At 56.5% G+C, this 14,223-nt stretch carries 10 protein-coding genes; 8 read left to right on the top strand and 2 right to left on the bottom strand.

All coding sequences use genetic code 11. The annotated features are described in order from the left end of the window. Positions 1 to 739: 739 nt before the first annotated feature. The 4 genes from NLK58_RS07025 to NLK58_RS07010 all read left to right on the top strand — a co-directional run bounded on the left by NLK58_RS07025 (position 740) and on the right by NLK58_RS07010 (position 6,993). Positions 740 to 2,620: a S8 family serine peptidase gene (locus tag NLK58_RS07025; RefSeq protein ID WP_341582423.1), complete on the top strand. Its 1,881-nt coding sequence runs from the start codon at positions 740 to 742 to the stop codon at positions 2,618 to 2,620. Between the two features lie 35 nt (positions 2,621 to 2,655). Further along, the gene (locus NLK58_RS07020; RefSeq protein ID WP_341582422.1) at positions 2,656 to 3,108 is read left to right on the top strand and encodes a protease complex subunit PrcB family protein; all 453 of its coding nucleotides are present in this window, start codon (positions 2,656 to 2,658) and stop codon (positions 3,106 to 3,108) included. A 115-nt stretch (positions 3,109 to 3,223) separates the two neighbouring features. Beyond that, positions 3,224 to 5,119, top strand: coding sequence for a DNA topoisomerase IV subunit B (parE, locus tag NLK58_RS07015; protein ID WP_341582421.1), 1,896 nt, complete (start codon positions 3,224 to 3,226; stop codon positions 5,117 to 5,119). Between the two features lie 95 nt (positions 5,120 to 5,214). Then, a complete protein-coding gene (locus tag NLK58_RS07010) occupies positions 5,215 to 6,993 on the top strand; it encodes an SLC13 family permease (RefSeq protein WP_341582420.1) in 1,779 nt (592 codons plus the stop codon). Here the strand turns inward: NLK58_RS07010 and NLK58_RS07005 are convergent. Beyond that, positions 6,988 to 8,274, bottom strand: coding sequence for an EAL domain-containing protein (locus NLK58_RS07005; protein WP_117617843.1), 1,287 nt, complete (start codon positions 8,272 to 8,274; stop codon positions 6,988 to 6,990). The genes NLK58_RS07010 and NLK58_RS07005 overlap by 6 nt on opposite strands. Before the next feature lie 559 nt (positions 8,275 to 8,833). Here NLK58_RS07005 and NLK58_RS07000 point away from each other — a divergent pair. Together NLK58_RS07000 and NLK58_RS06995 are read left to right on the top strand one after the other, a co-directional pair. Continuing rightward, on the top strand, positions 8,834 to 9,379 hold the full coding sequence (locus tag NLK58_RS07000) for a cytochrome b (RefSeq protein WP_341582419.1): 546 nt from the start codon (positions 8,834 to 8,836) through the stop codon (positions 9,377 to 9,379). Between the two features lie 72 nt (positions 9,380 to 9,451). Beyond that, the gene (locus NLK58_RS06995) at positions 9,452 to 10,033 is read left to right on the top strand and encodes a YceI family protein (RefSeq protein WP_341582418.1); all 582 of its coding nucleotides are present in this window, start codon (positions 9,452 to 9,454) and stop codon (positions 10,031 to 10,033) included. Positions 10,034 to 10,146: 113 nt separating this feature from the next. On the opposite strand, the gene NLK58_RS06990 is transcribed toward NLK58_RS06995, so the two are convergent. Then, positions 10,147 to 10,404 carry a hypothetical protein gene (locus NLK58_RS06990; protein ID WP_117617840.1) on the bottom strand — a complete coding sequence of 86 codons (258 nt, stop codon included), beginning with the start codon at positions 10,402 to 10,404 and terminating at the stop codon, positions 10,147 to 10,149. Positions 10,405 to 10,679: 275 nt separating this feature from the next. Between NLK58_RS06990 and parC the strand changes: the two genes are divergently transcribed. Next, on the top strand, positions 10,680 to 12,989 hold the full coding sequence (gene parC, locus NLK58_RS06985) for a DNA topoisomerase IV subunit A (protein ID WP_117617839.1): 2,310 nt from the start codon (positions 10,680 to 10,682) through the stop codon (positions 12,987 to 12,989). After that, complete coding sequence (serB, locus tag NLK58_RS06980; RefSeq protein WP_117617838.1) at positions 12,982 to 14,214, top strand: phosphoserine phosphatase SerB; 1,233 nt, start codon at positions 12,982 to 12,984, stop codon at positions 14,212 to 14,214. The genes parC and serB overlap by 8 nt, the downstream gene beginning before the upstream one ends. The last annotated feature ends 9 nt before the right edge of the window (positions 14,215 to 14,223 follow it).

Genomic DNA, 14,223 nt, shown 5'->3' with positions numbered 1-14,223 from the left:
TGGTAAGGCTTGCGTTGTTGGCGCTGCCTGTTTGTCGTTTTTTTTGTCGGGATGCGGGGGAGGCGGAGGCTCTTCCTCTGATGATGGTATCGACACTCCTCTGCCGCCTACGGCGCCGGTAATCGAGGGCCTGATTGGCATTGAAGCCAATACGAGGGTAGACGCAGATACATCGGACCTGCTTTCTTTCGGTGGGGCCTTGTTAACCGAACCACAGCTGCTTCCTGCATCGTTTATTCTGGCCGGCTATGTGAGTTATGACTCTGGAGTCAGAAACCCTGACAATCCTTTTGACAATTATGCCGAGGACCCTGCTGATCGGTTCCAGATTCCTTTTGTGTCGGGTGAGCAAGTTTCTTTGGTTACCTTTCTTGATGGCTCGGCAGACTCGGACGTAACCCTGACACTTTTTGATGCCACAGGAAATGAACTGGTTTCCGCCAGCACTGCGGCAGCCAGCGACGTGTTCACTGCGTCTGTTGCGCTGCCACCAGTTCAGCAGGATGGTGAGTATCAGGTCGAGGTTTCTGCAAACCCGAACCCACCCTCGCCCATACGGTATGTTCTGACCAAGTTGCCGAATGCCGCGGCCAGCTCCGTTGCCTTGGACTGGCCACGACATGAGTTCATCCCGGGCAAGGCGATCGTTTCTCTTTCCGAAAGTGATGGCGATCAGGTCTCGGCCCTGAGCCAGTCAAGTGGCAAGTTTGAGCGTCGGTTGGCCAACAGCCACTGGCTGATGGCCATGCCGGATTTGAGGATGGCCAGCTTAGCAAGCCCGGAGCGAGAGACGTTGGCCTGGATCGAGGAACTTCGTCAGCATTCCGGCGTAGCCAGTGCCGTTCCTGATTACCGTGTCTCTGCACACACCCCGCTTGATGAGCCTCTGTATCCCGAGCAATGGCATTATGGTCTGATCAATGCGCCCACTGCCTGGCAGCTTGCCGCGAATGGTGGGCTGGGCGCTGTTGTTGCGGTACTGGATACGGGGCTATTCCGCGACAGCAATGGTTGGCATCCGGACCTTGCAGACAATGTTGTTAATCCTCTACCCGCCGGAACTGACTTTGTCTCAGGCGATAATAATCCTCAGGATCCCGGTAACGATATTGGCAGTAATGTGTTCCATGGTACCCACGTAGCGGGAACTGTTGCAGCCAGCGCATCAAACCAGATTGGTGGTACCGGGGTTGCGTTCAACTCGGAAATCTTGCCGGTCAGGGTATTGGGGGAAGGTGGGACTGGCTCCTCCTCGGATCTGATCGATGCGATCGTCTGGATTGGTGGCGCGGATTCGCCCAAGGCTGACGTAGTCAACCTGAGTCTTGGCGGCTTGCCGGAAATAGAACTGCTTCAAAACGCCATTACTTCGATTGTTAATAACGGTGTCATTGTTGTTGCGGCTGCAGGCAATCAAACCTCTTCTGTTCGATCATACCCGGCAGCGGCGCAGAGCGTTTTCGCAGTCAGCGGGGTGGATGGCGCTGGCAACATTGCTACCTATTCAAATTTTGGTCCGTGGGTCGACCTGGCGGCTCCAGGCGGTGATGGCCTGCGGGATGCGAATCTGGATGGTCGTGCGGATTTGGTAATCAGTACCAGTGCGAGCATTTCCTCGGATGGTTTCTTTGTGCCCGATTACATCGGTCTTCAGGGCACATCCATGGCATCACCACACGTCGCAGGCGTATTTGCACTGATGAAAAGCATCAAGCCAGACTTGGACTATGGCACCTTGAAGGCATGGCTGGAGGCAGGGGCCCTAACAGATCCTGTAGAGGGAGGCCGGTCCGACGAGCTCGGCTATGGTGTGATCAATGCCGCAAAAGCGGTAATGGCGGCGATAGATAACCCGTCAATAACGGTTCTCTCGGCCTCGCCTTCGGTAGTCAGCCTCTCGTCCGAGACCAACCCGACCCAGGTTGTCGATCTTCAGGTTTTTGGTGGTTTTCCAGACACCGTTACAATCGAGTCTGCGATTGCCAGCCCAGATTGGCTGGATGTTTCCCTGGTGGAAAATCCGCTTTCACTGACGCTCATGCTGAATACAGATAATCTGAGCCCTGATATCCCGGCTCGCACCACGCTTACGGTTAACTACACATCGGATTCTGCACGAACCCTAAAGCTACCCGTTGTCGCCGAACTGGTGACGGACGAAACGTCCAGAAATGCAGGTCAGCACTTTATTCTGTTGGTAAACACCGTACCGGATGAGAACGACTTTTTTCAGGCAGAAGCCCAAGTGGTTGCCAGTGCGATTGATGGCGAATACCAGTTCGGTTTCCGGCTTGACGATGGAGTGGAGCCTAAAAACCTCAACGAAGTAAGCCCGGGCACTTATTACCTGGTTGGTGGCACAGACCTTGATAACGACGGAGTCATCTGTCAGCCCGGAGAAGCTTGTGCCGAGTACCCGGTCGCTGGTTTACGGGAAATGGTTCAGGTTGACGAAAGCACTGACCTTACGGGTATTCGGATGATTACCGGCTATTCTCGACCAAGTATTTCCAGCGCCAGCCGCGATGTTTTGCCCCGGCCGGGTTTCGAAGGCTATCGATTGATCGACAAAGTGTTACCAGGCAATCGCGATTCCAAGAAGGTTGGGGTGAATCCGTGAGGTCAGTGAAGCCTGTTGTCTTAGTGCTGCTTTTCATGATCGTTTTCTGGACTGGCTGCTCCTCCTCGCCATTACCAGAGAGTTTCTCGGGAACCGTTGCGCGCCAGGTTACCCAGTCTGCCCATTGTGGGCTGGGTGAACGAGGCCTTGCCTATGTCGAGTCTGCAGATCAATTGCTGGGGTTTTCCAGGCTGCCAGGCCAGAATCTGGCTATTGAACAGCTCAGGCAGACCGACTTTGCCCGGGAGCATCTACTTATTGTGGCCTTGGGTGAAAAACCAACCGGAGGGTACAGTGTCGCTCTCGCGGAGGCAGTGGAAGAGGGGCCAGTCTTAAGCTTGACGATGGAGCTGCGTGAGCCCGGGAAAGATTCTATGGTGGCTCAGGTCATCACCACGCCCTGCGCTGTTATTGCCATACCGGCAGTGGATTGGTCGGAGATCCGGGTGTCCGGTGTCGATGAGAGGAATCTGGTCATGAAGCGATAAGTCTGTTCTTGTTTTTCCCAGGTCACGCCCTCAAAAAACAACCGTTGATCTTTCTTCACGAATCCCTAAGCTATGGCTCAGTTTTTCATATCAATCGCGGAGTCAGTTCCTGCCCATGAGCCAGCAACAATATAACGCCGATGCTATTGAAGTACTGAGTGGCCTGGATCCGGTGCGCAAGCGCCCCGGGATGTACACAGATACCAGTCGGCCCAATCACCTGGCACAGGAAGTGATTGATAACAGTGTGGATGAGGCACTGGCGGGCCACGCCCGGCGTATTGACGTGGTGCTTTACAGTGATGGCTCTCTGAGTGTCGAGGACGATGGCCGGGGCATGCCGGTGGACCTGCATAAGGAAGAGGGCCTGTCGGGGGTTGAGCTGATCCTGACCCGCCTCCACGCCGGTGGCAAGTTCTCCCAGGGCAACTACAACTTCTCCGGTGGCTTGCACGGTGTGGGTGTTTCCGTTGTGAACGCCCTGTCCAAGCACCTGGAAATCACCATCAAGCGGGACGGCCAACTGCACCGGATGACCTTTGCCAATGGCGAGAAGGCCTCCGAGCTGGAAGTGATCGATACGGTGGGCAAGCGCAACACCGGTACCCGCCTGAAGTTCACGCCCGACCTGACATACTTTGACAGCCCCAGTTTTTCCGTCAGCCGGCTTCGCCATAACCTGCGTGCCAAGGCCGTTTTGTGCCCGGGCCTGACGGTGACTTTCCTGCAGGAAAAAACCGGCGAAAAAGATGAATGGTGTTATGAGGGCGGTTTGCGGGATTACCTGCTCACTGCGCTGGCCGACATTGAAGCCGTGCCACTGGAGCCGTTCACCGGCAGCTTTTCGGGTAACAAGGAAGCCGTGGACTGGGCGATTCAATGGCTGCCGGAAGGCGGTGAAGCGGTCATGGAAAGCTATGTAAACCTGATTCCGACCGCTCAGGGTGGAACCCATGTGAACGGTCTGCGCACCGGCCTGCTCGAAGCCATGCGTGAGTTCTGTGAATTCCGCAACCTGTTGCCCCGTGGCGTGAAACTCTCCCCGGAGGATATCTGGGAGCGGGCGGCGTATGTACTCTCCTTCAAGATGCAGGAACCGCAGTTTTCCGGGCAGACCAAGGAGCGCCTTTCCTCCAGGGAAGCGGCGGCCTTTATCTCCGGCGTGGTCAAGGACGCCTTCAGTCTCTGGCTGAACCAGCACACCGACGTGGCGGAAGCGTTGGCGGAGCTGTTTATCAATAATGCCCAGCGTCGTCTCAGGGCCAGCAAGAAGGTGGCACGTAAAAGGGTGACATCCGGCCCGGCCCTGCCCGGCAAGCTGGCGGACTGCTCCGGTAGTGATACCGCCCGTTCGGAGCTGTTTCTGGTGGAGGGTGACTCCGCCGGTGGCTCCGCAAAACAGGCCAGGGATCGTGAATTTCAGGCGGTGATGCCACTGCGGGGCAAGATTCTGAACACCTGGGAAGTGGACTCGGGCGAGATCCTGGCGTCCCAGGAGGTGCACGATATCGCCGTGGCCATTGGCGTGGATCCTGGTTCAGATCAGCTGGACGGCCTCCGTTACAACAAGGTTTGCATCCTCGCGGATGCCGATTCCGACGGCCTGCACATCGCCACACTCTTGTGTGCGCTGTTCGTAAAACACTTCCGTCCGGTGGTTGCCGCCGGCCACGTTTTCGTTGCCATGCCGCCCCTGTACCGGGTGGATCTGGGCAAGGAAACCTTCTATGCCCTCGATGAGCACGAAAAGCAGGGCATTATTGACCGCATTGCGGCGGAGAAGCGCAAGGGCAGGATTTCAGTTACCCGCTTCAAGGGTCTCGGTGAAATGAATCCGCTGCAGCTTCGTGAAACCACCATGGCACCGGATACCCGGCGTCTGGTGATGCTGACCATTGAAGACGGTGACGATACCGACAGCCGCATGGATATGCTGCTCGGCAAGAAGCGCGCATCCGATCGCAGGGCATGGCTGGAAGCCTACGGCAACATGGCGGATATCGCAGTCTGATATTCCCGTTCGCGCTATAAAAAGCATCCTTTATTCTTTCTAAGTATTCTTCAAACTCGTTATCCTGCCAGTTTTCTGATCGGGAAGAACCGTTGATGGACTGGCAAGGCTGGTTTGCGCTGGGCCTCGCAGGCACTGCGCTGGTACTGATGAGTTCCGGGCGATTTGCGCCCCATCTGGTTATGATGGGTGTGCTCGTGGTGCTCAGTGTCAGCGGTATTGTCTCTGCCGATCAGGCCCTTGCCGGTTTCAGTAACAGTGGTCTTATCACCGTTGTCGCCATGTTCGTGGTGGCGGCGGGCATCCATCATTCCGGCGGCGTGGATCTGCTGGTACACCACCTGCTTCGCAATCCCAAAACAGTCCGTTCGGCCCAGGTGCGAATTGCGCTTCCGGTGTCTCTTTTAAGCGGCTTCCTGAATAACACCCCCGTTGTGGCTACCATGATTCCGGCGGTCCACGCCTGGTCCCGGAAAATTGGCATTTCCCCCTCCAAGTTAATGATTCCCCTGAGCTATTCAGCAATTCTCGGGGGTACCCTCACTCTGATCGGCACCAGCACAAACCTGGTGGTCAATGGTCAGTACCAGCAGCTGACCGGCGGGCCGGGCTTCTCCATTTTCTCCATTACCGCCGTGGGGCTGCCGGTCGCAATTATCGGCGTGTCTGCGTTGTTGATATTTATGCCCAGAGCGCTTCCTGACCGTAAGGATCAGCAGAAGTTCGGCAGCATGCGGGAGTTCACTCTGGAAGTGGCGGTATCGTTCGACGGTCCGCTGGTGGGCAAAAGCGTTGGCGAAGCGGGACTTCGGGAGCTGGAACGGCTTTATCTGGTTGAAATTGAGCGTGATGGCAGCGTGGTAACGGCGGTGCCGTCCGAAGAGCGGCTCAGAGGTGGTGATCGCCTCGTGTTCGCAGGTGATACCCAGGCCATTTCGGATCTGCTTCGTATCAACGGCATCGTACCCTCCGTCCATGAAGACGAGCCGAGCCTGAGCAAAGACAGGGCAGAGCGGCGCCTGGTCGAGGCGGCCTTGTCGCCCCAGTCTGATGTGCTTGGGCTGACCATCCGGGATGCCCGTTTCCGGGACCGTTATGGTGCGGTGGTACTGGCCGTTGCCAGGGGAGGAGAGCGGGTATCCGGCAATTTGGGCAACATTCGCCTGAAGCCAGGTGACGTGCTGTTGCTGGAAGCCCGGCCAGCGTTTGTCAGTCGCCAGCGTTACAATAAGGATTTTCTGCTGATCAACGACCTGGAAACAGAGACCCCCCGGCACGATCGCGCCTGGCTGTCCTGGGGGATCCTGTTGGTTCTGGTTGGCCTGGCATCCTGCGGCATCCTGAGCCTGCTGAACGCCGCCTTGCTGGGCGCGGCTCTGATGATTCTGTCTGGCTGCTGTTCGGTCGGTCAGGCCCAGAAATCGGTGGATGTGCCTGTGATTCTGACCATCGCTGCGTCTTTTGCGATGGGGGCGGCGCTGGAACAGACCGGTGCCGCAGGCTTTGTCGCCGAGGGCATCCTGGAACTCAGCCAGGGGCATGTGTTACTTACGGTCTTTCTGGTTTATTTTGCCGTGTCGGTGCTGACCGAAGTGATCACCAATAACGCCGCAGCGGTGCTGATTCTTCCGGTTGTACTTTCCATGACCAGCAGTATGGGGGTAGCGTCAGAGCCGTTTGTGATCGCCGTAATGATGGCCGCGTCGGCGAGCTTTGCCACGCCTTTGGGGTACCAGACCAACATGATGGTGTTCGGTCCCGGCGGTTACAGGTTCAGTGATTTTGTTCGTGTCGGCGTGCCAATGAATGTGTTTGTCGGCCTGGTAACGGTTGCGGTTATTGCCATGGTCTACGGCATAAACCCGGGGCTATAAGGGTGGCGTTGCGGGGTTGGCGAGAATGTCGCAGCACAGGACCCGCAGCTTTCCATTCTGGTAGTAGCCGAGCGAAAGGGTAACGCACATGTAGGCGCCGGTAACGCAGAGGTACGGTGCCGTTACGTGCAGGTTTTCTGGCTGAGCCAGTGCCTGGCGCAGATACTGCTGGCGGAACCAGTCAGCGCTGCTGGTGCTCTCCAGGGGTTTGAAGCGCGGGTCCAGGCAGCGGGTGCCGGTGTCGGATACCAGCGTGTCATCAATCTGTACGCCCATGTCATCCACCAGATAGCACCTCGAAACCGCCGGGTGGTTCAGCAGTTCCAGGCAGGATTCCTGCATACCCTGGCCGTTACGCAGCTTCGTGATGGCATGATCGAAGAAACCGCTGAAAAAATCGACCAGTTGTCTCGTCGGGTCCAGGGTGACCTGATTACGAATCTTGTATTCCTGCAGCAGTTGGTCGAAATCCGCAGGCGCGTGGGAAAGCTGGTCCAGGTCCGTGCTTGGCTTGCGGAAATAGAAACCCTGAACAAAGTCGACACCCGCATCAATGGCGATCATCGCCTGGTCACGGGTTTCGACGCCTTCCAGCAGTACCAGGCAGCCAGACTGATGCAGAAGTGACACAATCCCGTTGAGAATCTGTCGGGCCTTGTGATCTTCTGTTGCCCGGGTCAGCAGTTTCCGGTCCAGCTTCACGATATCCGGCGACAGATTCCAGATCCGCTCAAAGTTGGAATGGCCGGCGCCAAAGTCGTCGATGGCGGTGAGGCAACCCAGTTTTTTGTAATAGGCGACTGTTTCCCGAAGTCTCTCCGCGTCATCCGTTGGTTGCTCCACGATCTCCATCACAATTCGGTGCGAAGGAAGGCCGGTTTTGGCGAGTAGCTGACCAAAAAAAGAATCTGCCTGGCTGCCGCTGGTGACCACCTGCGGCGATACGTTCAGAAACAGCCAGTTCAGTTGGTCGCTGATGCCACTGTAGTTGCGTATATGAAGATACCGGCAGAGACGGTCCAGCAGCAGATTCTCCGCGGTGGAATCGGGAAGCTGAAACAGGTGCAGCGGGAGAACGGCCGAGTTGTCGTTATCAAAGGCGCGGATAAGCGCTTCGTAGCCGACGATCCGCTTGTGGGAAATACTGTAGATGGGCTGAAGCGCCGTTCTGAGCGTAAGCCCCCGGAAATCAGCGGTCCATCGGTCACCTTCCCTTTTCAGCATAGGGGATAACAGTTCCACTTCCGGAGCCGTCAGCTTTTCAGGGAGGCGTTTCGACATAGACGATTCTGGTTAATTAAACGAATGCATCAGTCGCCCGAATCAGACGCCTGAACTGTCTTTTATCAGTACAGATATTGCTGAAAAATCCTGAAGTTACTGATAGTTGGAAGGAAGACTGCCAAAAAAACGCGTTTATTACCACTGTTTCATGTAGAAACTGGAAACGGTTTGTATCTTTTGCGGCGAGGTAGTGCGGATTGCGGTCAGTCAGAGTGCGGAGAATTAAACCCAGCGGCCCGGGAGGACCGCCAGGAAATCAGTTGTTGCTGGGTACAACCACGCTTTCGTCGAATTCAAGTTCCATGTCTTGTCCTCTCGGTCAATGAGGCCCCCGGACGGGGCATTGAAATATGCTTAAAGTTTAGCGTTGCTATAATTTCGGGCAATCCGTAATACCCGTATGCGACCAAAGGCAAAGGTTACAAAGGCAAAGATTATGAGAGGTTGGTCAGAAATTCTGATGTAAGACGGCAAAAGATTTTGATTTTTTTCGTGAAGCCACATTTCTACACTTCAACAACGAAATCTGGACCAGGGGCCGAGGCGAATTTTCATCATGCAAATCCGGAATACAGCATCCAGCTACGGTTTGGTGGCGATCGCCATTCACTGGCTTGTTGCCCTGGCAATTTTTGGCCTTTTCGGGCTGGGATACTGGATGGTGGATCTGTCCTATTACCATGAATGGTACAAAAGGGCTCCGGACATTCACCGCAGTGTCGGCATTCTGCTTTTGGCGGTGATGGTCTTCCGGATTATCTGGAAAGTTTTGAGCGTGTCGCCGGTATCGCCGCCTGGCCACAAGTCCTGGGAAATCAGAAGCGCTCATCTGCTCCACGCACTCGTTTATGTGCTGATTCTTGTGGCCATGGCCAGCGGTTATCTGATCTCAACAGCCGACGGCTCCTCGATCAGTGTGTTCGGATGGTTTGAGGTACCTTCGGTGACCGGTCAGATAAAAGGCATGGAGGATGTTGCCGGAACTGTCCATTACTGGACGACCTGGACGATTGTCGGCCTGGCCCTGGTGCATGCGGCCGGCGCTCTCAAGCACCACCTTATTGATCGCGATAACACGCTACTTCGTATGCTGGGGAAGTAAGGGTCGCGCCATCCGAACCTGAATTCGTGTAACGCCCGGGCGTTGGGCATCAATGAAATAAGGGAGATAACCATGAAAAAAGCTCTGCTTGCTTCCGCTGTATCGATGGCACTTGCGGGCGTAGCTCATGCCGATGAACACAGCGGCACCTATGCGTTTGACACCAAGGGCACCCATCAATTCATTACCTTCAGGATTTCACACCTCGGCTACAGCTGGCTCTATGGCCGATTCAATGATTTTGATGGCCAGTTGGTGTACGACGCGGAAAACCCGGAAAACAGCTCTGTGAATGTCACCATCGACACCGGCAGCGTTGATTCAAACCACGCCGAGCGTGACAAGCATCTGCGCAGCGAAGACTTCCTTTACGTTGATGAGTTCCCGCAGGCCACATTCAAGAGCAAGCGGGTGGTGGTTGATGGTGAGGGTGACGCCGACATCATTGGCGACCTGACCCTGCGTGGCGTTACCAGAGAAGTGACGCTGAATGCTGAAATGGTCGGCCACGGTGCAGACCCCTGGGGTGGTTACCGCATGGGCTTTGAAGCCGAAACCGAGCTTCGTCTGGAAGATTTCGGAATCCCGATGGATCTTGGAAAGGTCTCCGAGACTGTTGAGATGATCATTTCTGTCGAAGGTATCCGGCAGTAGGCGGCCTGGCTCACCCTGGCAAAGCAGGTTCCGGGTATATACCCGGAACCTGCTTTGCCAGACTTTTCATTTCCTTCCTGAGTCCCCGTCCATTTCTGAGTAAGGGGAATGATTCAAAGCGTAGACTTACCGTGTGACGGGTCGTGCGATTCGCGTGTCGGTTCACACGACTTGCAGAGGTGGCGCTGGCGCCAGAACTGTCCCGCAAAGATGACCAGCCAGATCAGCAAGCCCGCCCAAAGATAGGGCTCGGGGACCTGGAAGCTGCCACTGATTGCAAACTCCACGAGGAGCATCAGCGCCACTGCCAGAACCGCATTGACCAGGGCCGTGGCCATGGCTTGCCCGCAGGCTTTGATATTGGGTTTCATAGTGTTCCGCTTGTCAGATGAGTAAAACGGTCTTCTATTCACTGTTGGCGAGCATACGGTGCACGTTACAGACTCTCCATGCGGGAATTCCGCTATTGGAATCAGTCCCCTCTGCGACAAATCGCCGGTTTTGGCCAATAAATCCGCAGGTTGTTGGTGTATCGGCGCTGCGCTCCATATAATGTGGCCTCCCTCGCGCCGGTGATAATTTCAGGCGCAGGGAGTAGCATCACTGGCGTTATTCAAATCAGGCAATACAGGCAAAAGAGGCATCCATGCCAGAGTTTCAGACAACGGATGAAGGCTTTGAGCGGGTATCGCTCCGGGATTACACGGAAAAGGCCTATCTCGACTATTCCATGTACGTCATTCTTGACCGGGCGCTTCCCAATGTTGGTGACGGGCTGAAACCGGTACAGCGTCGGATTGTCTACGCGATGTCCGAGCTGGGGCTGAAATCCACGTCCAAGTACAAGAAGTCTGCCCGAACTGTGGGTGACGTGTTGGGCAAGTTCCACCCCCATGGTGACAGCGCCTGTTATGAAGCCATGGTGCTGATGGCGCAGCCGTTCTCCTATCGTTATCCACTGGTAGACGGGCAGGGCAACTGGGGTTCGCCGGATGATCCCAAATCGTTTGCCGCCATGCGTTACACCGAATCCCGTCTGGCGCCTTTTGCCGAAGCGCTGCTGGGCGAGCTTGCCCAGGGCACGGTGGACTGGGTGCCCAATTTCGATGGCACCATGGATGAGCCCTCGGTGCTGCCTGCCAGGCTCCCTCACGTGCTCCTGAACGGCACTACCGGCATTGCCGTTGGTATGGCCACCGATATTCCGCCCCACAACGTGCGGGAAGTCACCGCCGCCTGCATCCGTTTGCTGGATCAGCCCGATGCAACCGTTGATGAGCTCTGCGAACACATCAAGGGGCCGGATTTCCCCACCTATGCGGAAATTATTACCCCACGCAAGGATATCCGGCAGATGTACGAAACCGGCCGCGGTTCGCTTCGCATGCGTGCCCGCTGGATTCGTGAAAGCGGCGAAATTGTGGTGACGGATCTGCCGCATCAGGTGTCCGGCGCCCGGGTACTGGAGCAGATTGCCCATCAGATGCAGACCAAAAAACTGCCGATGGTGGCAGACCTCCGCGATGAATCGGACCACGAAAATCCGACCCGTCTGGTCGTTGTGCCCCGCTCCAACCGGGTGGATCTCGATGGCCTGATGGCACACCTGTTTGCCAGCACGGATCTTGAGAAGACCTATCGGGTGAATATCAATGTGATCGGCAATGATGGCCGGCCGGGCGTTAAGGGCCTGCATCAGATTCTGACTGAATGGCTGACATTCCGCAGGGCCACCGTTATCCGTCGTCTCGAGCATCGTCTTGAGAAAGTCCTGGCGCGTCTGCACCTCCTCGAAGGCCTGCTGATTGCCTATCTCAATATTGATGAGGTTATTGAGATAATCCGCAACGAAGATAAGCCCAAGGCCGAGTTGATGGCCCGCTTCGGGTTGTCTGCAGACCAGGCCGAGGCCATCCTCGAACTGAAGCTTCGTCATTTGGCCAAGCTTGAGGAGATGAAAATCCGCGGTGAGCAGGATGAGCTGTCAGCGGAGCGGGATGAACTTCAGTCGATTCTTGGCTCCGAAGATCGTCTGCGGGAACTGATCAAGAACGAATTGAAGGCGGACGCCGAAAACTTTGGTGACGACCGTCGCTCTCCGATTGTCGAGCGAGAGGAAGCCCGCGCCTTCAGTGAAGTGGATCTGATCTCGAATGACCCGGTCACAGTGGTGCTGTCTGATAAAGGCTGGGTTCGCGCCGCAAAGGGCCACGACATCGAGCCCGAAGGCCTGAGTTACAAGGCCGGCGACCGATTTGCGCTGGCGGCCAGAGGGCGAACCAACCAGCAGGCGATCTTCCTGGATTCCACCGGACGCGCCTATTCGCTGATGGCCCATAGCCTGCCGTCGGCCAGGGGGCAGGGCGAGCCTTTAACCGGCCGGATCAATCCGCCTTCTGGTGCCACGTTCTCGGGACTATTGATGGGAGATCCGTCTCGCAAGACCTTGCTGGTCACTGACGGCGGCTATGGTTTCGTGACGTCACTGAACGACATGATCAGCAAAAACCGCAACGGCAAAGCGGTGGTGAGTGTCCCCAGGGGAGCGAAGATCCTGCCTCCTGTTGTCATACCGGCCACCGGAAAAACGCTGTATCTGGGGGCTGTGTCTAACGAGGGGCGGATGCTGGTGTTCCCGCTGAGTGAGTTACCGGAACTGGCCAAGGGCAAGGGTAACAAGATCATCAGTATACCGTCTGCACGGGTTCAGAACCGGGAAGAATACGTGGTCTCGATTGCGGTGTTCGCCGAGGATGACCAGCTCGAGATCCGGGCCGGAAAACGCAAGATGGGGCTGCAATTCAGCGACCTCGAGCACTATCTCGGCGAGCGTGGGCGTCGTGGCCACAAACTGCCCCGGGGCCTGCAGCGGGTCGACGCCATTGAGGTGATTCCTTCCGCCGCCCGGGCTCAGGAAGAGGCGAGTTCCGAAAGTGAGGGGGCCGAACGTGGGTGAACTGGTACTGATCAATGTTTCCGGGCGGGACAAGCCCGGCCTCACATCGGAAATCACCGGCATCATGGGGCGCTATGATGTGCGGATTCTCGATATCGGCCAGGCGGTGATTCACGATCATCTCACCTGGGGCATCCTGATCGATATTCCGGATGAATCCAAATCCTCACCGGTCATCCGGGACCTGCTGTTCCGGCTCCACGCCCTTGATCTGCAAGTCCGGTTTGCGCCGATCACCGTTGAGGAATACCAGTCCTGGGCTGCGGCCCGGAATCGCGCCTGTTACATCGTGACCCTGCTTTCCCGGGACATCAAGGCCGAACAGATCGCCCGGGTATCCGCCATTACAGCTCGCCATGGGCTGAACATCGACAACATCTCCAGGCTTTCTGCGAGGCCATCACTGAACGCCTCCGATAACCGGATCGCCTGCGTGGAGTTCTCGGTTCGTGGCACGCCTTCGGACCTTGAGCAATTGCGCGCGGACTTCCTCCATATTGCCGGTGAAATGAATGTGGATATCGCCTTCCAGGAGGATTCGATTTTCCGGCGCAACCGCCGTCTGGTGGTCTTCGATATGGATTCCACGCTGATCGAAGCCGAGGTGATCGATGAGCTGGCCATGGAAGCGGGAGTAGGGGCGCAGGTGGCCGAAATTACCGAAAGGGCCATGCAGGGCGAGCTGGATTTCAGCCAGAGCTTTGCCGAGCGCCTGGCGCTGCTCAAAGGACTGGATGAATCAGTACTGGAAGGTATTGCCAATCGTTTGCGCATGACCGAAGGGGCGGAGCACCTCATTCTCAGCCTCAAGGCCCTGGGTTATCGGACCGCGATTCTGTCTGGCGGGTTTAGCTATTTCGCCCGCCATCTGCAGCGCAAGCTGGGGATCGACTACATCTATGCCAACGAGCTGGAAATCGAGAACGGTAAGGTGACCGGCCGGGTCGCCGGGCAGATTGTCGATGGCAAGCGTAAGGCCGAACTGCTGCTGGAAATTGCTGAAAAAGAGCACATCTCCAGGGAACAGGTTATAGCCGTGGGCGATGGCGCCAACGACCTCCCGATGCTGAGCCAGGCCGGGCTGGGTGTTGCGTTCCGGGCCAAGCCCCTGGTTAAGGAATCGGCCCGTCACTCCATCTCGACACTCGGGCTGGATGCGATCCTGTACCTGATTGGTTTCCGGGAAAGCGAAACCAATCAGGGGCTCGATCAGGCAGACTTCTGAGCCGGTCCG

Origin of the sequence: Marinobacter metalliresistant, assembly GCF_038098645.1 — a bacterium.
GTDB lineage: Bacteria > Pseudomonadota > Gammaproteobacteria > Pseudomonadales > Oleiphilaceae > Marinobacter > Marinobacter metalliresistant.
Note: the sequence above shows the minus strand (reverse complement) of the source record. Positions and strands in the feature narration are given on the sequence as shown.

What these genes read in the sequence shown, in the direction of transcription:
- NLK58_RS07025 (WP_341582423.1), top strand. Translation starts at nt 740, where the DNA reads ATGGCCATGCCGGATTTGAGGATGGCCAGCTTAGCAAGCCCGGAGCGA.
- NLK58_RS07020 (WP_341582422.1), top strand. Translation starts at nt 2,656, where the DNA reads ATGATCGTTTTCTGGACTGGCTGCTCCTCCTCGCCATTACCAGAGAGT.
- parE (WP_341582421.1), top strand. Translation starts at nt 3,224, where the DNA reads ATGAGCCAGCAACAATATAACGCCGATGCTATTGAAGTACTGAGTGGC.
- NLK58_RS07010 (WP_341582420.1), top strand. Translation starts at nt 5,215, where the DNA reads ATGGACTGGCAAGGCTGGTTTGCGCTGGGCCTCGCAGGCACTGCGCTG.
- NLK58_RS07005 (WP_117617843.1), bottom strand. Translation starts at nt 8,274, where the DNA reads ATGTCGAAACGCCTCCCTGAAAAGCTGACGGCTCCGGAAGTGGAACTG.
- NLK58_RS07000 (WP_341582419.1), top strand. Translation starts at nt 8,834, where the DNA reads ATGCAAATCCGGAATACAGCATCCAGCTACGGTTTGGTGGCGATCGCC.
- NLK58_RS06995 (WP_341582418.1), top strand. Translation starts at nt 9,452, where the DNA reads ATGAAAAAAGCTCTGCTTGCTTCCGCTGTATCGATGGCACTTGCGGGC.
- NLK58_RS06990 (WP_117617840.1), bottom strand. Translation starts at nt 10,404, where the DNA reads ATGAAACCCAATATCAAAGCCTGCGGGCAAGCCATGGCCACGGCCCTG.
- parC (WP_117617839.1), top strand. Translation starts at nt 10,680, where the DNA reads ATGCCAGAGTTTCAGACAACGGATGAAGGCTTTGAGCGGGTATCGCTC.